Genomic DNA, 23456 nt, shown 5'->3' with positions numbered 1-23456 from the left:
TCTGGTCCCGCCCGGCCCTCCCGCTCCTGCGGGCCGCCTAGAACCCGTATCCGGCCCCGAATCCGGACGTCATCCACGCAAGCCCGATGCCGCCGACAGACGCCTACATAAAGAAAATATTTGCGGACTCCAGCGGACTTTATGTGGGGACCTACCGATCCGGGGAAATCTGGCGATATTCACCGGAAGACAAAACATGGACAAGACTGTTGAAAAAAAACAATGACGCAGGTGGAGAATTCCATGTTGTCGGCATCGGAAATCTTTCCGGACGATTGGTCGCAAGCATTGCCGGATACAAGGACAGTCTTGACAAGGCGGAAAAACGCATCACGACAGTCATCGCCATCCAGAAGGATTCCAGTTGGGATCAATACGAAGAGGAAGACGGCCTGCAATTTTTGAGCACTGTAGAAATTTCCGGCACATTCTTTGTCGCTGCATACGATTTGGGCGTCTGCAAATTGGATCTGAACTCAGGAACCTACCAAAAGCTCGCACGATTTCCGCCTTACCTTCAGGAAGACTCCGTCAATTGGATCGATGAGCTCCTCGTCCACAAAGAAAAACTCTACGCCCTCACGCAAAGCATCATCTACCAATGGGACGAAGCCGGATACTGGATATCGATTGACAGCATTTACTACGAACAACGCGAGGTTTTCCGGATAATTCACAGCAGTGCACCGAATTACATCAACGCATTCGCGACAGATGGAAAACATCTGTTCTCCGGCGGAAGAATCCCCTCCATTCCGATGGTCTATATGGGCGACTACGGGCCGCCTTACGGAAGTGACCCCAAAGGTTGGCCCTGATTGACGGCAACTGGTGTACCAAGCATGAATGCCAAAGTAAAGACGCCATTCGAAGCCTTGACGCGGTCGGCGACACGCTTTATGCAGCCACGGGAGATGGCCTGTTCAAATTTCCTCTCGCAGAACTGGACAGCACTATTGCGAAAGAAGATTCTTACTACTTGATCCCCGGGGATTGATTGATTCATCCCGTCGAACAGTGCGGTTTCTAGCGGAGGAAATCCTTCATTCAGAAGAAAAGCTTTTCACAACAAGCTCTTCATTCCAGTCCAGCTTTTTGCGCTCAATTGTAAATTTTTGTTTTTCTAAAAACGGATTCCTTCGTAACCGAAAGTCTTTTTTTTAAGTTCCATCAAACATCCTTTTATATATTTTGACAAACGAAATTTCACCATAAGGATAATCCATGAAATCATTCCCGTTGGCGCTTTCTGCCGCTCTTCTCTTTTCTCTTTCCGCTTGCAATCAAGCTTCTGCGGGTTCTGCTTCGTCAAACGCAAAACTCGATAGTCTTGCAGCCGAAGTCGCCACAATGCACGAAGAATTTGAAGTGCTCAAATACGGTCTCGAAAAGCGCGGTCTTTCGATTGAACAGATGAAAGCTGAAATGGAAGCCGACAATAAAGTTTGGGAAATTCCCGATGGCAATAGCCCGGTTTTCGGCAACACCAAAAATCCGAAGCTCACCATCGTTGAATTTTCGGAATTTCAGTGCCCGTATTGCGCACGCATCGCTCCCGCTATTCACGATTTGATGGACAAGCATAAAGACGAAATCAAATTTGTCTTCAAACATTTCCCGCTCAGTTTCCACCAAGATGCGGGTCCAGCGGCAGCCGCTTCGATCGCTGCTCAAGAACAAGGAAAATTCTGGGAATTCCGTTATGCGCTCGCCAGCCATAACCGCGAACTCAATCCGGAAACCTTCAAGAAAGTGGCTAAGGAAGTCGGACTCGATATGGCGAAGTTCGAAAAGAGCATGGCGCTCGATTCCGCAAAACAAAAACGCATCGACGAAGACTTCCAGTTGGGCGTAAAAGTCGGCGTGCAAGGAACTCCGAATTTCTACATCAACGGCAAGCGTCAAGACCGCTTTAGCCCAGAACTCGTGGAAAAACTCTTGAAAGAAGCCAAGTAAGGCTTTGCATTTCTAAAAACACAACAACAAAAAGGAACATACCGAATGAAACATCAATTTCTGAAGGCGTCCTCTTTGCTCTTCTTAGGGCTTGCAACGACTGCAGCGATGGCACAGCGTCCGCCGCGCATCGTCGTTTACAAGTTCTTTGATGACGCTTATCGTCAGGGTGGCTACGACTACTCTTACGGTGGCAAAAGCAAAGGCGTGACCATTACGAAAGAAGGCGGCTACAAGTCCAAATCCGCATTGGACATTCAGTTGGATCCGAGCGAATACTCGGGCGCATCCATCTGCCTTTACAACGAAGTGTTCGACTTGAACAAGTTGATGCTGGATTCGAAACTCGAATTCATGATCAAGGGCAAACACGGCGGCGAATCCGTTAAAATCGGTCTTTTGGACGAAGAAGTTTCTGACGGTAAAAAGACTCAAGTTGTGCTCCCGATGAACAAATACATCGAAGGTGGCGCAGTTACTACCGATTGGAAAAAAGTTTCTATTCCTCTCGTCGACTTCCCGGACCGCGGCCTCTACTGGGACAACACCCGCAAGTCCGAATTCCCGGCTCGCATCGATTGGGATAAGATTGCCGAAATCCGCTTCTCGATTGATAAGAGCGGCGCAAAGGATTTCGAAATTTGGGTCGATAATATCGAAATCGTCAAGGGCAACAAGAAGGCAAAGCCAAAAGCCAAGATTGTCTACTGGGACGAAAATAGCGATGTAATCGATGGTCCGAAGAATCCAGAAAAACTTGACGGCAAGGCAAAGCCTGTCAAGAACGGCATCTTCTACGATAACCAGCTCAAGGGCTTCAGCTACAGCTACGGTGGCCTTTCTGCTCAACGTGAAGCTGATTCGAAGACTCCGGGCAACCCGAATGTCCTCGCGCTTTACATCGATAATAACGACTGGTCTGGTGTGACTTACTCGCTCGGCGAAGGCAAGTACATCGATCTTTCGAAGGTTCGCAACAAGGGCGGTCTCTACTTCTGGATCAAGGGTAAGCTCGGTGGCGAAAAAGTTTACGTCGGTATCTTGGACAACCAAGGCAACGACATCAAGAGCCAGACGAAGATCAGCTTGAACGACTGGATCGAAGGCTCGAAAGTCGGCACCGATTGGAAACTCGTGAAGATTCCTCTGAAGAAGTTCGTCGACAAGGGTAAAGCTTGGGACGCAAACAAGCAAGCCGAAGTTGCAAAGGACGTTCAGTGGGATAAGATTCAAGAAATCCGCTTCTCTGTCGGCAAGGGTGAAAACCAGGGCGAACCGGGCAAGCCGGCTCCTGTCACCATCTTTGTAGACCAGATTACCTTCACCGAAAATATCGACTGGATCGACCCGGATATCAAGTGGGATAACTGGAAGTCGAAGACTCCGGATCTCGTGATTTCGGACTTCGAAGGTAACTTCGCCAAAGACAACTGGGAACCGTCTAAGGGTCCGAAGTCTCAGGTCGAAGTGGAAGTTCCGTTCAAGTCCAAGACTCTCGATGGCAACTCTTTGAACGTCAAGCATTTCGTGATGTCTGACTGGGTTGACATTGTTCTTGATTTCACAAAGAATACAGCAAACCATGGCGCAAAGCTCCGCGATTGGACAAATCACTGGGGCATCATGTTCGACGTTTACTCCGAACGTGCATGGCAGTCCATCACCGTCCAAATCGGCGATGCGGGCAACGAACTCTTTGTTGCAAACACCGGCGTTCCTCGCGGCCGCACAACCGTGATCGTTCCGTTCCGCAACTTCTCGAAGTTCCCGTATTATCAACCGCCTAACGCAAAAGAAAACGGCGTCTTCGATTTGAAGGGCGTTGTTTCTCTCGACTTCAAACCGGGTGGAGAAGGTTCGAACGGTTCCTTCGAAATCGATAACATTAAGCTCACGAACCAGAAAGAAGTCAAGGCTGCTGCTCGTCCGGCTGTCGTGAAGATTGACGTGAAGGGCTCTTCGAAGGTCATCAACCCGAATATTTCGGGCGGACTCTTCGGTATCAACTCTGCACTTTGGGATGGCGACATGCTCGACAATTCGAAGTTCAAAGTTCAGACCCGCGACTTCGTCAAGCGCATCAACCACGGCATTATCCGTTACCCGGGTGGTCTCCGCGCTGATGACGACCACTGGAAGGAAATTCTTGACAATAAGGACTGGATGGTCGATACCGACGAATTCCTTGAATGGTTGAAGAAGACTGGTTCGAATGCTATGTTCACGGTGAACTTCGGTTCGGGTACCGAACAAGAAGCTGCCGCATGGGTGAAGCATACGAACGTCGATAAGAAGGCGGGCATCAAGTACTGGGAAATCGGTAACGAAGTCTACGGTAACTGGCATCCGTACTACGAAAAGTATGGTAAGGACGGCGGTACCATTTACGGTAAGCGCGCTCGCAAGTTCATCGAAGCGATGAAGAAAGTCGACCCGACTATTAAGGTCGCAGTCCTCGGCGTTCTTGATGGCGAATGGAACGAAAACGTTCTCCGCGAAACCGGCGACATCGCTGACGGTCTTATCGTTCACCACTATCCGCAGCACTACGGCGAAGAAAACGACTTCGCTATGCTCTCGGCTCCGCAGGACCTCGTTCCTATCTACAGCCGCCTGCACAAGACTGTCGACAAGTGGACCGAACACTTCAAGAAAGACAAGAAGATTGAACTCTGGCTCACCGAATGGAACTCGGTCGACTTCAACCCGGGTCCGCAGACGATTTCTCTTGAAAACGGTCTCTTCGTTGCCGACTACCTCGCTATGCTCGCCACCGAAAATGTGGACAACGCACAGTACTGGGATATTCACAACGATATGACTCCGGAAGGCGGTGACTACGGCTACCTCACTCGTTCGGGTGAAGAATGCATGAACTGCCCGCGTCCGAGCTACTGGGCTTTCCAGATGGCATCTGACGCTCTCCGCGGTAAGCTCCTCGAAACAACCATCTCCGGTGACAAGGAATCGCTCATCACGACTTACTACACCGAAAATGGCAAGAAGAAGAGCCTCCTTGTCGTAAACAAGAACCCGTACAGCGATTACGAAATGAAGCTTGACATTCCGGGCTTCAAGGGTAAAGCTAAGATGCAAGTTCTTGACCGCTCGACAGAAAAGCTCAAAGAAGGCTGGGCAAACGATCCTTCCAAGAAGGCTAAGCCCGTTGACTTGAGCAAGCCTGTCAAGGTTGGCAAGCGCACGCTTACTTTGATTGTTCTTGAATAATCAAAGCTTTGCAAAATTGCAGAAAAGCCTCAGCGAAAGCTGAGGCTTTTTTATTATCCGAAAAAAAATTCTACGATTAACCACATTTTATTATAATGTAAGAAAAAAAAACATTTTATATTATTTTATTATTTTTCTTAAAAATATCAACACCCCTTTCTAGGAATAAAAATGAAGCTCAAAACCAAGTTGCTCGCGGTTCTGCTTTATGGACTTTCCTCTTTATTTGTGCTTGCCTGTGGCGACGATACGTCAAGCAAACCCGAAGACGCCCAAGTACAAGTAAATGTCGAAGTTCGTTACGATACGATTCGTGTGAACGATTCGACAATTGTAATTGACACGATTAAAACGGTCTATTACGATTCACTTTACGTAACCGACTCAATCAAAGCAATCTTGGTGATGAAGCACGATACCGCCTACGTGACGGATTCGATTGATGTGCGTTACCTAAAATCGATTGAACGGTTCGATTCTTGCTTTACCAGGTGGGAAGGTTTTCGCATTGTGTTTTCGAAGGATTCTGCGATTTACGAATGCCAGAACGGAATCTGGGACACGATTACTTACCGCGTGAATCACGTGGACTTGATTGGCTTTGCTCAAAAGGGCGCATTCAAATTTAACTCGCCCGTTTATTTGCGCGAAGCTTTGAACGATACGCTTAAATTTGGCAAGGACACGATTAAAGACGAAGTCTCGGGCAATAACGGCGAATTTGTCATCCCGAGTTTAAACTTGATGAACCCACGAATTTCTCTCGAAGTCAAGGGTCAATATAAAAACGAGGTGACAGGCAAATACAGCACAAAAGCAATCACGCTGCAAGCCTTAGTGGAACTTCCTAAGACCGATGTCGACGAACCGCGCACCAAGGTCAAAGCAAACATTAATTTGCTTACACACTTGGAATACGACCGCGCGTTAAAACTTGTTCGAAAAGGATACGGCCTGAAGGCCGCGAAAAAACAGGCGCAGCAAGAAATCATGAATGCCCTTGCCTTGAATGTACAAACCCAAAATGATTCAAACGACAAAGCCGAATTGCTTGAAATTCAAAATCACGGGCTTTTGCTTGCGGTATCGTTACTGTTTTTGGGCGATGATAACGAAGACTCCATTGCGAAAAATATTAAGCAGTTTAGAGAAGACATCGCCGACAATGGCGCTTGGGATAAAAATCAAAACAAAGTCAAAATGGCGGACTGGGCTTACGACCTGGAATTTGGCGATATTCACAAAAACATTGCCCATTGGAATTTGTCAAAAGCGTCGGACTTTCAAATTTACTTGAATCAATTCTGGAGCAACGTTTATGGCATTGGCGAATGCGCTGCGGGCCGCGCAAACGAGCTTATCAAGAATCAAAATGCGAAAAGTGTAAACAAAGAACGCTACTTTGTTTCTAGAAACACAGCAGGCGTTTTGGCGTGGGATACCGCCACGGTCTACGAAGCCGATACTTACGGCTGGGAAGACGGCGAAGATGGCGAAGGAGAAATTTATCATCAAAAATATGTGTATGACGAACAAATTCAAAAATGGCGCGAACCGAAACTCATCGAAACGCATATTGGAAAATGCACCGCAAAATTGGATGGTGAAACAGTTACCTACCCGATAAATGACGGCAAATTTAAATGCCTAAATAACGAATGGCTTGCGCAAAAAGATGGCTCGGTTACTTACAAGTTTGCGGAAGTTAACGGACAAATATGGTTTACCTGGTCATATGGTTGGTATTCTGATGAGCTGTCGTTGGGTCCATGCCCTACAGGGTGGAGACTCCCATCTCGCGAAGATTGGCAAGCTTTGATTGATTATTCCTTGAGTGAACATAATCAAAATCTGGCAGAAGCTTTAGCGGCCTTAAAAGATGAGACATCGTGGACTTCGGGCACAAAAGGCACGAATGAATATGGTCTTGGCTTAAAAGCAGAAGGTTTCTATAGCAAACCGATGGATACTTATTACTCTAAGGGGTCCGATTTTTACTCTTGGATCTCTGAAAAAAATGATGATGGCCGTGGCTTTATAAACATTCATGAAGATGGATATAAATTTGATGTTCAAGGATATTCAACGGTAAAATATTCCGCACACTGCATCATGAAGCTTACAAAGTAAAAGGAGTAAAAAATGAAATTTCAAATTAAAATTTTAGCCGTTTTAGCCTACTTGCTTTTGACTTTGTTCGCTGTTGCCTGCGGTGATGACAGCTCTGCTTCTAAACCCAGCGACGATACGCCCGATGTCGAAGTCCGTTACGATACCGTTCGCGTAAACGATTCGACGATTGTAATCGATACCATAAGAAAGATAGTGAAGGATAACCGCAAGGATTCCTTATACGTTTCGAATTCCGTGAAAGTTATCCTTGTGATGAATCACGATACATTGTACATCAAGGATTCCATCGAATACCGCTACTTGCAATCGATTGAAAATTTCGATACCTGCTTTAGCAAGTGGGAAGGTTCCAAGGTTGTCGTGACTTATAAAAATTCGGTGTTTGAATGCCGCGATGGCGTTTGGAAAACGATTTCGTATAAAGTGAACAACTTGGACTTGAGCGGCTACGCACAAAAAGGCGCGTTCAAATTCCACTCGCCCATTTACTTGCGCGAAGCTTTAAACGATACGCTTGCTTTCGCTAAAGATACCGTTATCGACGAAGTCTCCGGCAACAACGGCGAATTTGTCATCCCAAGTTTATATTTGAAAAATAACGTTGTCTCGCTCGAAGTCAAAGGCGAATATAAAAACGAGGTAACGGGCACCGTAAGCATGAAACCGCTGACTTTGCAAGCGATTGTAGAACTTCCCGAAACGAGACTCTATAACGAAAACGAATCGCACGCAAACATCAATTTGCTCACGCACTTGGAATACGACCGCGTGATCAAACTTGTGAAAAAAGGCTACAATGTCGAAGCAGCCAAAAGGCAAGCGCAAGAAGAAATCTTGAATGCTCTTTTATTGAATGTGCAAACTGTGAATGATTCCAACGACAAAGCCGAAAAATTGGATATTCAAAATCACGGGCTTTTGCTTGCGGTATCGATTTTGTTCCTCGCCGATAACGACGAAGAAACGATTATCAAAAACATCAAACAATTTAGAGAAGACATTGCAGATAATGGCGCCTGGGATAAAAACATCAATCGCAGCAAAATGGCGGACTGGGCGTTTGACTTTGAATTTGGAAAAGTGAACTTGAACATTGCGCAATGGAATTTGTCGAAAGCATCGGACTTTGCGGTTTACTTAACTCAGCTTTGGCATAACCAATACGGCCTTGGCGACTGTAACGCCTTGCGTGCAAAAGAAGTCTTGAAAAATGAAGACGAAAACAGCAGCAATTCAGAACGCTACTTTATTTGCCGCGATAACGCGGGCGTGTTCACCTGGGACCGCGCAACGGTTTTCGAAAAGGACACTTACGGCTGGGTCGATGGCGAAGACGCCGAAATTAAGGGCGGAAACGTTACTTCTAACGAATATGTGTTCGACAAGGATTTAGGCAAGTGGAGGCTTGTCGGCGCCTTGGAAAGTAAAATCGGCGTATGCACCAAGGGTTTAAATAAAAAGACTGTAAAAATGGAAAATGAAGCCGTTTTCAAGTGTGTCGAAAAACAGTGGTACGCAATCGATGGCCGCACAACCGACAGCACCATGTATAAGGTTGCTTCTGTAGGCGATAAAGTTTGGTTTGCCGAAGACTTGAAAACTGCGGGTCATCAAAAATCCTCGTATGGTTACGCTTATACTTCTGATGAAGCCACAGATGCATGCCCAGCAGGCTGGAAATTGCCTAATATAGTAGATGCAGAAGCGTTGATTGAATTTTCAAAAAGCGAACATGAACAGGATGAAAAATTAGCGCTAGCCGCTTTAAAGGATTCTGAAACTTGGACCAAGGGCGCAAAGGGTACTGATGAATATGGTTTAGGCTTGCAGGCAAAAGGCGGTTATCATTCAACAAATGGAATTACCGATGCCGGAAAAGTGGGTGCTTATTGGTTTTATTTACCGCATAACCTTCCACCTCGCAGTGTGTTTAAAATTGACGGAGACATCTGCACATATACGAAAGTCTCGGATAGCAAAATGTATTACCCTATCCGATGCGTGTTGGAAGAATAGCAGAAAAGCCTCAGCGAAAGCTGAGGCTTTTTTAATGAAAAATGAAAAGCGAAAAAAGACAATTTCCTGCGTAAATTGTTCAAAATTTCATTTTAGAATTTTTAATTCTTCAAACATTTTTTGATAAAATTCCGCTTTCTTTTCTAACGCTAGCGGATACGCGCGGCTAGAACTCGGCGTGCGATACAGAAATAAGCGACGATCGTCCAAAAGAAACGGCACTTTTTCACCGACTTTCGGCGGCTTTATCTGAAACATTTCTGAGAGAGTTTCCGTTGCCAATGTTCCCGTTGTATTCACCGCTAAACACTCCGGAATTTTGCGGAGCATTGCAGCAACATTCGTCGGTTTTACGATTTGCAAAAACGCATCCGAAGCGTTTCCTTTTTCGCGGAAAACTTCCGTTGCCGTATCAAAAATTCCAATTCCCACTTCATTTAAAAAAGCAATGATGCGCTCTTTATCAAATTTTTTTTCGGAGGAAAGCACAAAATAATTGCGATTGTGAAAGAAAATATGCCCGAAAATTCGCCACATGTCATTGTTGAAATTCGGGTAATAAAATTCTATGCACCAGCGCACTTTCGGCGGAGGAAAACTGCCGAGCATTAAAAGCTTCGCATTTTTAGGCAAAAAAGGTTCTAGCGGATGCGATTCTTTCATCGAGCAGAACGCAATTCCTTTGCATTTTTCTCTTGCCAAACGGCGTCTTCCCAAGCGCGCTGCGCTTCGACGGACCATTCTGAAGACGGATAAAGTTCCACGAGTTCGCGGAATTTAGAAACCGCCGAACGGAAATCGCGGCGAGAGCGATAAACGTTTCCGATTTGGAAAAGTAAATATGCCCGCGTATTTTCATCGCGGAATTTTTTCTGCAACTCTTGATATTGCGAAAGCGCCGACGCATAATCGCCTTGACGATACGCTTCATTCGCTTGTTCCATCGGACTCATCGGCTTTTTCGGTGCAGGAGGATTTTTGACTTCGACTGGCTGCGGAGCGGGTTCGGCTTTGGCTTCAACCGGTTTCACTTCTTCTAGAGATTTTTCCGTTGCCGGTGCACTTTCTACTGGAGCCGCAGGCGTTTCTGTTTTCACGACTTCGGAATTGGATTTTCCCGAAAGTTCTGCGATGCGAGTTCGCGCTTTGGCGACCGCCGATTCATTTTTTGAAAACTTCACGTAGGCTTCGAGTTCCGCTTTTTCCAAATCCGCTTTGCCTTGCTTTTTATAAATAAGTGCGAGGTAATAGTGCGCATTGAATCCGAGTTCTGCATATTCAAAGGAACGTTTGAGATTGTATTCCGCTTTATCGAATTCGCCGAGTTCATAGCGTCCTGCGCCCGCGTAATAATAAGCGCCAGGATTTCCCGGATCTTTTGCTAACACTTCACGCGCCGCAGAACATGCCGTTTTGTAATCCTTGGCGTCAAATGCCGCACGCGCTTTGGCGAGCAAATCGCTGCCAGCGCTTTTCGCAGAAGCATTCGTCGATTTCGTTTCTTCTTTCGCCGCTTTTGCATTCGGATTTTTCTGCCGTTCCGCAGCCGCTTTCGTCTTGTCGCCGAGTTTTTCGTAAGCCTTCGCAGCGCCTTCGTAAGCTTCGTTCATCTTCGGCGCATATTTATAGGCGAGCTGATAATTGGCAATCGCACCTTTGTAATCTTTCATTTTAAAACGGACTGAGCCCGCTGCATAAAATGCATTGGCATTATGCGGTTCCGCAGAAAGAATCGCACGGTATTCGCCGAGCGCTTTTTCATATTGCCCCGCTGCTTCAAAACGCGCACCTTGATCAAAACGAGGATTTTGCGCCGCGGAAAGCAACGATGCAGCACAAAAAACGGTAAAAAAAACTCCAAACTTTTTCATGCATTTTAAGATAGAAAAATGCAAAAATCTTCTGGATTTTCTGCAGCATCTTTCGCGCATTTTCTACTTTTATTTTATGATTGAATCTATCCTTTTAGGTCTTCTTCAAGGCCTCGCTGAATTTTTGCCGATTTCTAGTTCCGGTCATCTCGTTCTCGGAAAATATTTTTTGAATATGCAAGATGCGGGCATGTTTTTTGACATCATGCTGCATGCGGGGACTCTCCTTTCGATTTTCGTCGTCTTCCGCAAAAAAATTATCACCATTCTTCTCGGCTGTCTCCGCCGCGATTCCGCCCAACTCAAAGAAGCGGGTTACATTATTCTCGCATCGATTCCGACCGCAGCTATCGGCATCGGTTTTAAAAATCAACTGGAATCGCTTTTCGAAAATCCGCGGGCCGTTTGCTTTGCACTCCTTTTCACAGGGACTCTTCTCTTCCTTTCGAAGTGGGCAAAGACCGGCGCAAATCACCCCGAAGAAGAAGGCAAAGGCATGAATTGGTGGCGCGCCATTCTCACGGGAATTACGCAAGGAATCGCTTGCATTCCAGGCATTAGCCGCAGCGGTTCTACGATTTCGGCGATGCTTTTTATGGGCACAAATCGCAAATATGCGGGCGAATTCAGTTTCTTAATGAGCATTCCCGCAGTCGGCGGTGCCGCACTTCTCGACCTCGTAAAATGGGTGAAATGTCAAAATTTTAATCCGATTGAAAAGCCCGAAATGATTGCCAAATGCGCAGAAAGCGGAGACTTTTCTTTCGCTCTGATTCTCGGAATGATCGTCGCATTTATCTTCGGCGTCATCGCGCTCAAATGGTTGATGAATTTTGTGCAAAAAGGAAAATTCCATTACTTCTCTTATTACTTGTGGGCGGTGGGAATTCTCGGACTCATTTTTATTTAACCTAAAAGGTTTCACCCTAAAATTCTAAATTCTGCTTATGCTCTGCGAATGGATTTACCACATTACAAACAATCCTCTTTTTGATAGTCGCCTTTTCCGTGCTGGGATGGCGGCGCTTCTTTCCATTATTCTCGTCCTTTCGACGATGCCTGCGTATATTCGCTTTTTGCAAAAGTCCGATGCGACTTCAGATTTTGATGCGAATAGCAAAGTCAAAGCTCCTCCCATTATGGGCGGCGTTCTTTTAGTCGTCGTCGTCATTCTCGTTTCGCTTCTCACGTGTAAACTCAACGGTTACACGATTTCAACTCTTCTCGTTCTCGCTGCGTTCAGTTCTGTCGGCGCAATCGATGACTTGGCAAAAGTCAAAACGAAACGTCTCATCGCCCAAGGCAAAGCGAAAGCGGCTTCTTACATGGAAAAAGCCGACGGCATTTCGAGTTCTGTGCGCTTGGGACTTTACTTTTTATTCAGCTTCATTATCGCAATTTTCTGCTACAAATTCATCCCCGATTTACGCGGCAATTTAACGGTTCCCTTTGTCCCTGTCGATGTTTTCCAAATTCATTTACCGAACTGGGTTTTCATCGGATTTATGACCTTCGTCATCGCCGCCACTGCAAACGGAACGAACTTCACCGATGGACTTGACAGTCTCGTTTCTGTCCCGATTTTAACGAGCATGATTTTCGTCGGCGTCGTCGCTTATGTCTGCGGAAATTTCATTTTTAGCAATTATTTGAATATGCCGTTCCTTCCGGGCTGCGATGAACTTTTCCCGCTTGCGATGGCGATTGCGGGCGCTCTTCTCGCCTACCTTTGGTTCAACAGTCCTCCCGCCGAAATTTATATGGGCGACGCGGGCTCGGTCGGATTTGGCGCAGCGATTGGCATTATGTTCATCTTGGTGCAAGCAGGACTTTTCCTTCCGCTCGTATGCATTATCATTATCGCCGAAGCGTGCTCGGTTCTGCTCCAAATTTCTTGGTTCAAAGCGACGAAAAAAATGACCGGCGAAGGAAAGCGCCTTTTCCTCTGCGCACCGTTACATCACCATTATCAGAAAAAATGGGGCGATCATTTTGTGAGCAAGCCGCTCATGAATTCAAAAATCGTTTGGCGCATGCATTTGATTAGCATCTTCGCGCTCATCGTGAGCTTTGTGATTTTCTTCGGAATCCGCTGAGGTTTTTATGGCTCAAATCGACTTGGAATTTTTGAAAAAACTCTACGCAGAATTTTCGAATAAAAAAGAGACGACAAGCGCCGCAGACAAAATTCAACCGCTACCGTTCAATATGGCGGATGAAGATCAGCGTCGCGAAATGTGGACCGAAACGGGCAATCTTCTTTTCAAGCAAGGAAGCGTCGCCGCATTTACTCTCGCAGGCGGTCAAGGTTCTCGCTTAGGATTTGACGGTCCGAAAGGCGCTTACGATTTTGGACTTCCGAGTCACGCAACTCTTTTCCGTTTACAAGCTCGCCGTCTGATGAATCTCGGCGCGAAAGCGGGAAAACCGATTCCGTGGGCGATTATGACATCTCCACTCAATCACAGCGAAACCATTCAGCATTTTGAAGACCATTCTTACTTCGGATACAACCGCGATTATATCCGCTTTTTTGAACAAGGAATGCTTTGCGCTCTACGCCCCGATGGCACTCCGCTCACCGACGAAAACGGCGACTATGTCGAAGCGCCCGATGGAAACGGCGGCTGTTTCCGCGCACTCGCCAAAAGCGGAACTCTCGCGTGGTTTATCGAAAAAGGTGTGCGTTTCGTTTTCCTTTGTAACATCGATAACGCTCTCGTCAAAATGGCTGACCCCACTTTCATCGGAGCGCTCGCCGGAAGCGGTCTCCCCTGCGCAGCCAAAGTCGTGCACAAAAAAAATGCCGCAGAAAAAGTCGGCATCTTTGCGAGCAAAAATGGAAAGCCTGCCGTCCTCGAATACTCCGACGTTTCGGATGAACTTCGCAATAAAACAAACGCAGACGGTTCGCTTCAATTTGACGGTGGAAATACCGGCATGTACGTGTTCCGCATCGATTCTCTGCGAAAAATCGCTTCGCAAGAATTGCCGTGGCACGCAGCGCGGAAAACCGTGAGCGGCGTCGCCGACTGTTGGAAATTTGAACAATTTCTTCTCGACGCATTCCCCTTCCTCGGAAAAATTTTTCTCTTTGGCGTAGAACGCGAAGATGAATTTGCGCCCGTAAAAAATGCGACCGGAAATGACTCGCCCGAAAGCGCTTGTAAAATGCTCGGCAATTTACATCGTTATTGGTTGGAACAAGCCAAAGTCAAATTGAAAGCCGGAAAACTCTACGAAATTTCGCCGCGGTTAACTTACGCTGGAGAAAATCTTTCGCAAGAAGTTTTTGATCGCGAACTCGGTCGCGGGATTTTTGAATTTTAATTTCTCATGGATTTTGCATACAAAGGAATTCTCCAGATTTTGCTTCATTTGCCGAAGCCGCTCGAGAATTTTCTCTTTGTTTTGATTTATCCGATTTATCAAATTCTCCATCGAAATCGCGCTTGGGGCCGCGTCCAAAGGCATTTGGAATTGACGCATCTCGAAACGCAAACGAGCCCGCGAAAAATTTTCTTCGCACTTTATAAAAATTATTTACAAAGTCTGCGTTACCTTTGCCACATGCCGAAAGCTCTCCAATGCGTGCAATTTGAAAACGAAGAAATTATCCGAGAGCCTCTCGAAAACGGCATTCCCGTCGTCGCGACAGGCATTCATCAAGGCGCATTCGAAATGATGCACCGCGTACTCACCCGCTATTCCGCTCACGTTTATCTTTTTACGCACAGTTTTCCAAGTCAAGCGCTCACCCGCTTGCTGCATCAAATCCGCAAAACTCCCGGCTTAGAAGAACGCGAAACCGAATCCGTTGCGAAAACTCTCCGCGAATTTTTGAAGAACAAAGGCATCTTAGCGATGCTCATCGATCAAGCGACAGAAGCCCGCGGAACTCCCGTCGAAATTTTGCACCGCCCCGCCGAATTATTTTTAAGACTTCCGCTCAAGGCGATGGAAATGGGCGCAGGCATTGTCACTTTCCGCACATTTTACGAAAACGGAAAACACATCATCTGCTTCGAAAAATTTTATCCGCCCAAATCCAATTCGGAAAATGTTTCCGTGCAAATTGCCGACGACATTTCGCATTGGATTAGCGAACACCCGTCGCAGTGGACGTGGAATTATCACCGCAATTTTACAAGAGGAATAGAAAAATGAACGAAGAACTCAGCGAAATCGAAAAAATGCAACTCGCTTGGATGGATAATCATCCGATGCACGACAAAGATGGAGTCATCGAAGCCGCCAAAGCCGAAGAAGACAAAAAACAAAAAATGGTGAAAAAATTTAAGCCGCGGAAAAATCCTGCTGCTTGGAATTTCCCAGAACCCGAAGAAGAAATCGACTTGCACGGTTACGTCGCCGAAGAAGCCGCTGCCGCCGTCGAAAATTTGATGGAAGGCATGAAACGCGCAGGGCTTTCTGTTCTCCGGATTATTCACGGCGGCGGAAACCCCGAATACGGAAATGTCAAACACATTATCGATAAAAAAGTTGCAACGGTTTGGAAGCACAAAGTTCTCTTTTACAAAACCGAACCGAATAATTCGGGCTCAAGCATTTTAAAAATCGGAAGAAATGACGGTTTTAATGTCATCCCTCGCGATAAAAGACGAAAATAATGCAAAAAAATCTGCCCACACCCCTTGCCAGTGAAAAACTTTTTTCCTAAATTAGGGGCGTCCTCGGAATATAGCTCAGTCTGGTAGAGCGCTTGCTTCGGGAGCAAGAGGTCGTGGGTCCGAATCCCGCTATTCCGATAAAAACACTTCGCCAAAACGAAGTGTTTTTTTATGTTCTTCTCAAAATGGAATTTCGCCATTTTTTGTCGTTTTTAAATGTTATATTTTTGAAAAAAGGAGTTCGGTATGCGAGATTTTTTGAAATCATTCAAGAGTTTGGGCCGCATCGCTTATTTTGCTACCATTTTCTGCGCATTCGCGCTGACAGCCTGCAGAGTTTTTGACAGCAGCGATGCAGAAAACGACGAAATCATACCGGGGAAAGATTTTACCATTTCCGATCAATTTTTTACCGATCGTTGGGATAATGATTTTGAAATCGTTTTCCTGAATCAACGAAATTTTAGCTATAGTCTCGTGTTCGATTACAATTATACTTGCAGCAATTCTGATATACCGACTTACGGTTCTGAAACTCTCCGCTTCTCAGCGCACTCGCAAGAAATCAAAACTTTTTATGTGACAAACAAAGATAAAAAAGACTCTCTCCTCTCCTGCACTTTCCGCATTACCGCCATTCGCCCATCAGCTTACTCTTATTATTCGCAGCCTGATTTTGACGATTGGCTCGGCGTTTTCATCATTGAAATCGACAAGCAACGCAAAAACAATCCATAAACGAAAATTTTTTACTTAAAAATGCAGAAAAATCCTCATTTTACTGCACAAAATTGCACTCATATTGAGCAGTTTTTACTATTTTTGAAGAAAAATTGAACCGCAGCGGCTGGTTTGCTCCAACTCGGTTCAAAATTTTAATCATATTTGGCACGATTTTAACGAATGCTTTAGGTGAACGTTATGGCAGTGAAATATACAGAAGACAACATTAAATCTTTGGAATGGCACGAACACATCCGGATGCGTCCGGGGATGTACATCGGTAAATTAGGCAACGGACAAAGTCCCGACGATGGCATTTATGTTCTCGCCAAAGAAATCATCGACAACTCCATCGATGAATTTGTGATGGGCGCCGGCAAGCGCATCGAAATTGAAATTCAAGACCGCGAAGTGCATGTGCGCGATTATGGTCGCGGCATTCCTCTCGGCAAAGTCATCGATTGCGTTTCGAAGATGAACACCGGCGGCAAATACGATTCCGAAGCTTTCCAAAAATCGGTCGGCTTAAACGGCGTCGGTACGAAAGCGGTCAATGCTCTTTCCGAAAAATTTATCGTGCAAAGTTTCCGCGACGGCAAATGCAAGAAAGCCGAATTTAGCCGCGGCGTTTTGGTAAAAGAATACGGCGAATGCAAAACCGACGAAAAGACGGGAACCGAAATTATCTTTTCGCCCGATCCGACGATTTTTGATAAAAATTACCGCTTTCTTCCGGCGTATATGGAAGAAAAAATTTGGAATTACGCCTATCTCAATACCGGCCTCACCCTCGTGATGAACGGCAAAGAATATGTGAGCAAAGACGGTCTATTGGATTTGCTTTCCGGACGCGTAGACGATACGCTGCGTTATCCGATTGCGCACATGAAAGCGAAGGATATCGAAATCGCTTTTACCCACGGCAGTCAATACGGCGAACATTACTTCAGCTTTGTAAACGGACAGCACACGACGCAAGGCGGAACGCATCAGCAAGCTTTCCGCGAAGGCTTTGTGAAAGGTGTCCGCGACCATTACAAGAAAGATTTAGATCCCGCGGACATTCGAAATTGCATTATCGCAGCGATTTCCGTCCGCATTCAAGAACCGGTTTTTGAATCGCAGACAAAGACGAAACTCGGCAGCACAACGACTGCGCCCGATGGTCCTTCTCTCCGCACGTGGATTGTCGATTATGTTTCGACCGAAGTCGATAATTATCTGCACAAATATCCCGAAGCCGAAAAAGCTTTACAAGATCGCATTTTACAAAGCGAACGCGAACGCAAAGATATTGCCGGCATTCGGAAACTTGCGAACGAACGCGCCCGCAAAGCGAATTTGAACAATAAAAAACTCCGCGATTGCAAAGTGCACTTGCCCGATGTCAAAAATCCCGTTCACAAAGAAACGATGATTTTCTTGACCGAAGGTGACTCCGCATCCGGAACTCTTACCAAAGCGCGCAATGTGCAAAACCAAGCGGTCTTTAGCCTCCGCGGTAAACCGCTCAACAGTTTTGGGCTCACGAAAAAAGTCGTTTACGAAAACGAAGAATTTAATCTGCTGCAGCACGCGCTCGATATTGAAAATGGCCTTGACTCGTTGCGTTATGACAAAGTGATTATCGCAACCGATGCCGATGTCGATGGCATGCATATTCGTCTATTGCTCATGACTTTCTTTTTGCAATTCTTCCCCGAACTCGTGGAACAACGCCACTTGTATATTTTGCAAACGCCGCTATTCCGCGTTCGCAATTCAAAGAAGAATAAAGTGCTTTATTGCTACGATGAAGCAGAACGCGATGAAGCCGCAAAAGTTCTCGCGGGAAAAGATTTGGAAATCAGCCGATTCAAAGGTTTGGGCGAAATCAACCCCGAAGAATTCCGTCAATTTATCGGCGAAACGATGCGCCTCGAAAGCGTTGTATCGCCTCCGGATGCATCTCTTACAAAAATGCTCGGCTATTACATGGGCAAAAACACACCTGAACGCCAAGAACGCATTGTGAAAAATCTGCGCGCTGACGCGGTGGAGGAATTATAATGAGCGACATTAAAAATCCGGGCGAAGAAAAAGACAAATTTGAAAATGCGCCCGAAGTCAATGTGCAAAGTGAAACCGAAATTCTCGGGCTTTCCAATGCAAATCATTTGGAAAAACTTTACGACGGTTGGTTTCTCGATTATGCGAGTTATGTGATTCTCGACCGCGCTGTCCCCTATTTTGAAGATGGCTTAAAGCCGGTGCAGCGCCGCATTTTGCATACCCTTTCCGAGATGAATAACGGGCACTTGATTAAAGTGGCGAATGTTGTCGGGGCGACGATGAAATATCACCCGCATGGCGATTCGTCCATTTACACAGCGCTCGTCGGCTTAGGGCAAAAAGATTTGCTCATCGATACGCAAGGAAACTGGGGAAACCCATTAACCGGCGACGGCGCTGCTGCAGGCCGTTATATCGAAGGTCGCCTTTCGCAATTTGCGCAAGAAGTTCTCTTCAATCCCGAAACGACGGAATGGATTCCGAACTACGACGGCACCCGCAAAGAACCGGTAACTCTTCCCGCAAAATTCCCGCTCCTTTTAGCGCAAGGAGTCGACGGCATTGCTGTCGGTCTTTCGACTTATATTTTGCCGCATAATTTTAATGAACTTTGCGAAGCGAGCGTTGCGTATTTAAAAGGCAAAAAATTTACTCTCTATCCGGACTTTTTCACCGGCGGCACGGCAGACGTTTCGCATTACGATGACGGCGCCCGCGGCGGTCGCATCAAAGTCCGCGCGAAAATTGAAGTTCAAGACGCAAAAACTCTCGTCATCCGCGAAATTCCTTACGGCACAACGACCGGTTCTCTTATCGAAACCATCGTTGCGGCAAACGACAAAGGCAAAATCAAAATCAAGCGCGTGGACGACGATACCGCTCAAGACGTCGAAATCGTCATTCACCTCTTGCCGGGTTCCGATCCCCAAAAGATGATCGAAGCGCTCTACGCATTTACCGATTGCGAAAAATCGCTTTCGCCGTGCACTTGCGTCATCATCAACAAAAAGCCGTGCTTTACCACGACGACGGAACTGCTCAAGTTAAGCGTCGATCACACGAAGCACTTGCTCAAGTGGGAACTCGAAAACGAACTGCGCCACACGCAAGAAAAATGGCACGCGACGAGTCTTGAAAAAATCTTCATCGAAAAAGAAGTTTACGAAGTCATCAAAAAGTCTAAAGACCGCGAAGATATGCTGCGCTTAATCGGCGAAGGTTTAATGCCTTACACGAAAAAATTGCGCCGCGAAATCACGACCGAAGACTTGGAAAAACTCGCCGAAATTCCGATGCGAAAATTGTCGCATTTTGACCGGAAAAAAGCCGACGAATTTTTGAAAGAACTCGATGAACACATCGAAAAAGTGCAAAGCGATTTGGAACATTTGACCGATTACACGATTGCCCATTTCAAAAATTTGCAGAAAAAATACGGCGCAGGCCGCGAACGCAAAACGCAACTTGCGGAATTCGGCAAAGTCGATGCGGTTCACGTAGCGATGGCGAATCAAAAATTCTACGTCAATCGCAGCGAAGGATTTATCGGCACCGGACTCAAAAAAGAAGAATATCTTTTTGATGTTTCGGAATACGATGACATTATCGCCTTCAAAGCCGACGGCACTTATAAAATCGTCAAAGTTTCGGACAAAGATTTTGTCGGCAAAGACATTCTCCTCGTCGAAAAATTCAACAAAGACGATGAACGTCGCATTTACAATGTCATTTACCAAGACGGCAAAGACGGCCCTGCTCTCATTAAACGCTTTAATGTCGGCGGCGTCACCCGCAATAAAGATTACCCGATGGGTAAGGGAAAACCGGGCACAAAAATTCTTTACATTTCGTCGAATCCGAATGGCGAAGCCGAAGTGGTAAAAGTGATTTTAAAGCCGCGTCCACGCGTCAAATTAAATTTCGAAGTCAATTTCGCCGATACCGAAATCAAGGGCCGCAATACCCTTGGCAATCAAGTGACCAAGTACGCTGTCCGCGCAATCAAAAAAGTAAGCGCGGGCGAAAGCACTCTCGGCGCAAAGGTGTATTACTTCGATGCTATTTCGGGCATTGTCAGCACACAGCGCAAAGGCGATTCTCTCGGCGAATTTGAAGACGATGAAAAGCTGATTTCTGTACGCAGCAATGGCATGACGAAATTGCACGAGATGAAGGACCCGATTCTCGTCGGAACCGATGTTCTTTACGTCGGGCGATTCGATCCGAAGCAAGTCTTTACCGTGCTTTACTTCGAAGGCGCAAGCTTCAGCTATATGGTCAAACGTTTCACCTTAGAAAATTGTCCGACGACGACGGAATTTAATATTCTCTCGGATCATCCGGACACAAAAATGGTGGAATTCTTCGATACCGATTCGGCTCGTGTCCAAATGGATTATCAATCCGGACATAAAGTTGAAACGGAAGAGCTCGATTTGACGGAACTCGCTGATGTCAAAACCTACAAAGCTCTCGGCAGTAAATTCACTGCGAAAAAAGTAAAGCGATTTACCAAAATCGAAGAAGATAACGGCGGAGAACTTCCGGACGATCAAAAAGATCCGAATTCTCCGGACTTATTCGGGTAATGTCTGCGGAATCGCCGCCGAAGGCGGCGATAGCGTGGAATGTCTGCGTTTGCGCGCGCCGTCTCGGCGCGCGCATTCATTTTACTTGTAAAAAAATCCGCGGACAATTTCAAAATCTTTCCAAGTTAAATAAAAAAAATTTTCACAGACAAATTTCAAATTTTCCCGAAGCAAACGAAAAAAAAAATTTCCGCAAATAATTTTCAAAATCTTTCCGAAGCAAACGAAAAAAAATTTCCGCAATAAAATTTCAAAATCTTTCCAAGTTAAGCAAAAAAATTCCGCAATCAAATTTCAAAACTTTTCCGAATTAAACAAAAAAAATTTCACAGACAAATTTCAAATCTTTCCAAGTTAAACGAAAAAATTTCCGCGGACAATTTCAAAATCTTTCCAAGTTAAACAAAAAATTTTCACAGACAAATTTCAAAATTTTTTCGAGTTAAACAAAAAAAAAATTCCGCAATCAATTTTTCAAAATTTTCTAAGGCGCACATTTCTCAATGCAAAAAATGTCTGCAGAAAAATTCCGCAGACTTTTGTTTTTATCGATTCGCAAATTTTTTCAATTCTTCGAAACGCGCTTTGGTTTCGGCGATTCCTTCTTCGTAAAGGAGCGAAAGTTTGCTCACGTCGCGTTCTAAGCGTTTGACTTCAACCGTTTTCTCGGGGCGAATGACAAAAACTTCGCCGTTCGCTTCGGCTTTTTCTAATTCCTCTAACGTGCGATTGTATTGTAAATAACGATTCTCGCAAGCCTGAATAAAGCGCGGATATTTCCGATATTTAATGCGGATAATCGGCATGAGCGGATTCGGCTTTTTGCGGTATCCTTTCGCTCGCGTCAACACTACAATGCACTTGTAACCCGCCCGTTCAAAAGACTTAAACGGAATCGAGTCTGCGATGCCGCCGTCTAAATGCGGGACGCTATCGATATTCACCAAATTCGAAACGAGCGGAAGCGAGCCCGATGCGCGCAATTTATCCATATCTTCATTCAAATCGCGGAGCTCTAAATTTTCCGCTTCGCCGGTGAGCACATTCGTAACCGTCGCAAAGCAACGCGTCGGAGACGCTGCAAAGGTTTCATAATCAAACGGATCGAGTTCATTCGGAATCGTTTCGTAGCAAAATTTCTTGTTAAAAATATCGCCCGAAAAAAGGAGCGAACGCAGACTCATATACCGTTTATCGTTGATGTATTCCGCCGTCACACGAAAGCCGCGCTTCGGTTGTTTCGATACAAAATTGACCGCTTGCACTGCGCCAGCGCTTACGCCCACGACACCGTCCACGGTGAAATTTTCACTTTGCAAAAAATCGAGCACGCCCGCGGTATAAACACCGCGCATTCCGCCGCCTTCAAGCACAAGTCCGACTTTTCCGCTAGGATTTTCCATTCGCCTTCTCCTTTTCCGGCTTTTTCTATGGAATTTACAAATTTCTTTTTCTATTTTTGGCGTACTATGAGTGAAATTTCAGAATCTTTCGTTTCCGAAAAAGTCAAAAACATCGCCCGCGCACCCAAATACCGCGGCGCTATTTTCCAAGTCGAAGCCGATGAACGCGGACTTGCGCTCATCGATGGCAAAGAAGAAAGCCTTAAAATTTACATCACCGTAGATCCCGAAAAAGATCAAATCGTCGAAACGCGATTCTTCACTTATGGCGGTCCCATTTTCACAGCGCTTGCCGACACTCTTTGCGAGCATTTGCAAGGGAAAGCGATTGAATTTTTGGAAAAGACGAACGTGCACAATTTGGAAAAAGAATTGCGCGACGATCCCGAAAAGCCCGCCTTCCCCGCTGCCGCAACCGAAGTGCAAAGCTTAGCAAAGCTCATTCAAAAACTCGTCGACTCGTATCCCGAAAAGAAAGCGATTGCGCTCGCCGCCCGCGAAACGATGGAACAAGTCAAATACCGCACCCAAACCGTCGAAGGCCGAAACGAAGCCGACAAAGAATGGGCAGCTCTTTCCCAAGAAGAACGTTTGCAAAAAATCGCCGACTGCCTGCATGTCAATGTGCGTTCTACTTTGCAAATGGACGGCGGCGACTTAGAAATCCTCGGCATGTTAGACGACACTCATGTGAAAATTCGTTTCCAAGGCGCTTGCGCCGGATGCTCCGCATCGAGCGGAGGCACTCTCTATTACATCGAAGATCAACTTCGCGACAATGTTTATTACAATTTGAATGTCGTCCCAGAAGATACCTTTACCGACGCCTTAGCCGCCCAGACTCCGGAGACATAA

The 23456-nt window shown here is 45.9% G+C and carries 17 protein-coding genes and 1 tRNA gene; 15 read left to right on the top strand and 3 right to left on the bottom strand.

Annotated features, from left to right (window positions below):
- Nucleotides 1–86 precede the first annotated feature (86 nt).
- From B0H50_RS01645 to B0H50_RS01620, 5 genes are all read left to right on the top strand, one after another.
- Nucleotides 87–818, top strand: a complete 732-nt coding sequence (locus B0H50_RS01645; RefSeq protein WP_146193653.1) for a hypothetical protein — start codon at nt 87–89, stop codon at nt 816–818.
- Nucleotides 819–1224: 406 nt separating this feature from the next.
- Complete coding sequence (locus B0H50_RS01635; protein WP_106198152.1) at nt 1225–1956, top strand: DsbA family protein; 732 nt, start codon at nt 1225–1227, stop codon at nt 1954–1956.
- A 45-nt stretch (nt 1957–2001) separates the two neighbouring features.
- Nucleotides 2002–5184, top strand: a complete 3183-nt coding sequence (locus B0H50_RS01630; protein WP_106198151.1) for a carbohydrate binding domain-containing protein — start codon at nt 2002–2004, stop codon at nt 5182–5184.
- A gap of 171 nt (nt 5185–5355) precedes the next feature.
- A complete protein-coding gene (locus B0H50_RS01625; protein ID WP_109587138.1) occupies nt 5356–7314 on the top strand; it encodes an FISUMP domain-containing protein in 1959 nt (652 codons plus the stop codon).
- A gap of 12 nt (nt 7315–7326) precedes the next feature.
- A complete protein-coding gene (locus B0H50_RS01620; RefSeq protein WP_106198149.1) occupies nt 7327–9333 on the top strand; it encodes an FISUMP domain-containing protein in 2007 nt (668 codons plus the stop codon).
- An 87-nt stretch (nt 9334–9420) separates the two neighbouring features.
- Here B0H50_RS01620 and B0H50_RS01615 read toward each other — a convergent pair whose 3' ends face one another.
- Complete coding sequence (locus B0H50_RS01615) at nt 9421–9996, bottom strand: uracil-DNA glycosylase family protein (protein ID WP_106198148.1); 576 nt, start codon at nt 9994–9996, stop codon at nt 9421–9423.
- Nucleotides 9993–11204, bottom strand: coding sequence for a tetratricopeptide repeat protein (locus tag B0H50_RS01610; protein ID WP_158256443.1), 1212 nt, complete (start codon nt 11202–11204; stop codon nt 9993–9995). Before B0H50_RS01610 ends, B0H50_RS01615 begins: the two co-directional genes overlap by 4 nt.
- 76 nt (nt 11205–11280) lie before the next feature.
- Here B0H50_RS01610 and B0H50_RS01605 point away from each other — a divergent pair, with 76 nt between their 5' ends.
- The 9 genes from B0H50_RS01605 to B0H50_RS01565 all read left to right on the top strand — a co-directional run bounded on the left by B0H50_RS01605 (nt 11281) and on the right by B0H50_RS01565 (nt 21198).
- Entirely contained in the window at nt 11281–12114 is an 834-nt protein-coding gene (locus B0H50_RS01605) for an undecaprenyl-diphosphate phosphatase (protein ID WP_106198159.1), read from the top strand.
- Nucleotides 12115–12151: 37 nt separating this feature from the next.
- Nucleotides 12152–13300, top strand: coding sequence for an MraY family glycosyltransferase (locus B0H50_RS01600; RefSeq protein WP_106198146.1), 1149 nt, complete (start codon nt 12152–12154; stop codon nt 13298–13300).
- 7 nt (nt 13301–13307) lie between these two features.
- Nucleotides 13308–14534 (top strand): UTP--glucose-1-phosphate uridylyltransferase, encoded by a 1227-nt coding sequence (locus B0H50_RS01595; RefSeq protein ID WP_109587137.1) that lies wholly within the window; start codon nt 13308–13310, stop codon nt 14532–14534.
- Nucleotides 14535–14540: 6 nt separating this feature from the next.
- Nucleotides 14541–15371 (top strand): lysophospholipid acyltransferase family protein, encoded by an 831-nt coding sequence (locus B0H50_RS01590; protein WP_109587136.1) that lies wholly within the window; start codon nt 14541–14543, stop codon nt 15369–15371.
- Nucleotides 15368–15835: a Smr/MutS family protein gene (locus tag B0H50_RS01585; protein ID WP_106198143.1), complete on the top strand. Its 468-nt coding sequence runs from the start codon at nt 15368–15370 to the stop codon at nt 15833–15835. The genes B0H50_RS01590 and B0H50_RS01585 overlap by 4 nt, the downstream gene beginning before the upstream one ends.
- A gap of 64 nt (nt 15836–15899) precedes the next feature.
- A tRNA-Pro gene (locus tag B0H50_RS01580) sits at nt 15900–15973 on the top strand.
- A 108-nt stretch (nt 15974–16081) separates the two neighbouring features.
- Complete coding sequence (locus B0H50_RS01575; protein ID WP_109587135.1) at nt 16082–16573, top strand: hypothetical protein; 492 nt, start codon at nt 16082–16084, stop codon at nt 16571–16573.
- A gap of 183 nt (nt 16574–16756) precedes the next feature.
- Nucleotides 16757–18607, top strand: a complete 1851-nt coding sequence (locus B0H50_RS01570) for a DNA topoisomerase IV subunit B (protein ID WP_106198141.1) — start codon at nt 16757–16759, stop codon at nt 18605–18607.
- Nucleotides 18607–21198, top strand: coding sequence for a DNA gyrase/topoisomerase IV subunit A (locus B0H50_RS01565; RefSeq protein ID WP_106198140.1), 2592 nt, complete (start codon nt 18607–18609; stop codon nt 21196–21198). Before B0H50_RS01570 ends, B0H50_RS01565 begins: the two co-directional genes overlap by 1 nt.
- Before the next feature lie 545 nt (nt 21199–21743).
- Here B0H50_RS01565 and B0H50_RS01555 read toward each other — a convergent pair.
- Nucleotides 21744–22601 carry a patatin-like phospholipase family protein gene (locus B0H50_RS01555; RefSeq protein WP_106198138.1) on the bottom strand — a complete coding sequence of 286 codons (858 nt, stop codon included), beginning with the start codon at nt 22599–22601 and terminating at the stop codon, nt 21744–21746.
- 66 nt (nt 22602–22667) lie between these two features.
- On the opposite strand from B0H50_RS01555, the gene B0H50_RS01550 reads away from it, so the two are divergent.
- Nucleotides 22668–23456 carry a NifU family protein gene (locus B0H50_RS01550; RefSeq protein WP_158256442.1) on the top strand — a complete coding sequence of 263 codons (789 nt, stop codon included), beginning with the start codon at nt 22668–22670 and terminating at the stop codon, nt 23454–23456.

Source organism: Hallerella porci (assembly GCF_003148885.1).
Classification (GTDB): Bacteria; Fibrobacterota; Fibrobacteria; order Fibrobacterales; family Fibrobacteraceae; genus Hallerella; species Hallerella porci.
Note: the sequence above shows the minus strand (reverse complement) of the source record. Positions and strands in the feature narration are given on the sequence as shown.

Excerpts from the sequence above, each read along its gene's own strand:
- B0H50_RS01595 (WP_109587137.1), top strand. The coding sequence starts at position 13,308 with ATGGCTCAAATCGACTTGGAATTTTTGAAAAAACTCTACGCAGAATTT.
- B0H50_RS01570 (WP_106198141.1), top strand. The coding sequence starts at position 16,757 with ATGGCAGTGAAATATACAGAAGACAACATTAAATCTTTGGAATGGCAC.
- B0H50_RS01645 (WP_146193653.1), top strand. The coding sequence starts at position 87 with ATGCCGCCGACAGACGCCTACATAAAGAAAATATTTGCGGACTCCAGC.
- B0H50_RS01605 (WP_106198159.1), top strand. The coding sequence starts at position 11,281 with ATGATTGAATCTATCCTTTTAGGTCTTCTTCAAGGCCTCGCTGAATTT.
- B0H50_RS01565 (WP_106198140.1), top strand. The coding sequence starts at position 18,607 with ATGAGCGACATTAAAAATCCGGGCGAAGAAAAAGACAAATTTGAAAAT.
- B0H50_RS01600 (WP_106198146.1), top strand. The coding sequence starts at position 12,152 with ATGCTCTGCGAATGGATTTACCACATTACAAACAATCCTCTTTTTGAT.
- B0H50_RS01625 (WP_109587138.1), top strand. The coding sequence starts at position 5,356 with ATGAAGCTCAAAACCAAGTTGCTCGCGGTTCTGCTTTATGGACTTTCC.
- B0H50_RS01555 (WP_106198138.1), bottom strand. The coding sequence starts at position 22,601 with ATGGAAAATCCTAGCGGAAAAGTCGGACTTGTGCTTGAAGGCGGCGGA.
- B0H50_RS01585 (WP_106198143.1), top strand. The coding sequence starts at position 15,368 with ATGAACGAAGAACTCAGCGAAATCGAAAAAATGCAACTCGCTTGGATG.
- B0H50_RS01550 (WP_158256442.1), top strand. The coding sequence starts at position 22,668 with ATGAGTGAAATTTCAGAATCTTTCGTTTCCGAAAAAGTCAAAAACATC.
- B0H50_RS01635 (WP_106198152.1), top strand. The coding sequence starts at position 1,225 with ATGAAATCATTCCCGTTGGCGCTTTCTGCCGCTCTTCTCTTTTCTCTT.
- B0H50_RS01630 (WP_106198151.1), top strand. The coding sequence starts at position 2,002 with ATGAAACATCAATTTCTGAAGGCGTCCTCTTTGCTCTTCTTAGGGCTT.
- B0H50_RS01575 (WP_109587135.1), top strand. The coding sequence starts at position 16,082 with ATGCGAGATTTTTTGAAATCATTCAAGAGTTTGGGCCGCATCGCTTAT.
- B0H50_RS01615 (WP_106198148.1), bottom strand. The coding sequence starts at position 9,996 with ATGAAAGAATCGCATCCGCTAGAACCTTTTTTGCCTAAAAATGCGAAG.
- B0H50_RS01620 (WP_106198149.1), top strand. The coding sequence starts at position 7,327 with ATGAAATTTCAAATTAAAATTTTAGCCGTTTTAGCCTACTTGCTTTTG.
- B0H50_RS01610 (WP_158256443.1), bottom strand. The coding sequence starts at position 11,204 with ATGAAAAAGTTTGGAGTTTTTTTTACCGTTTTTTGTGCTGCATCGTTG.
- B0H50_RS01590 (WP_109587136.1), top strand. The coding sequence starts at position 14,541 with ATGGATTTTGCATACAAAGGAATTCTCCAGATTTTGCTTCATTTGCCG.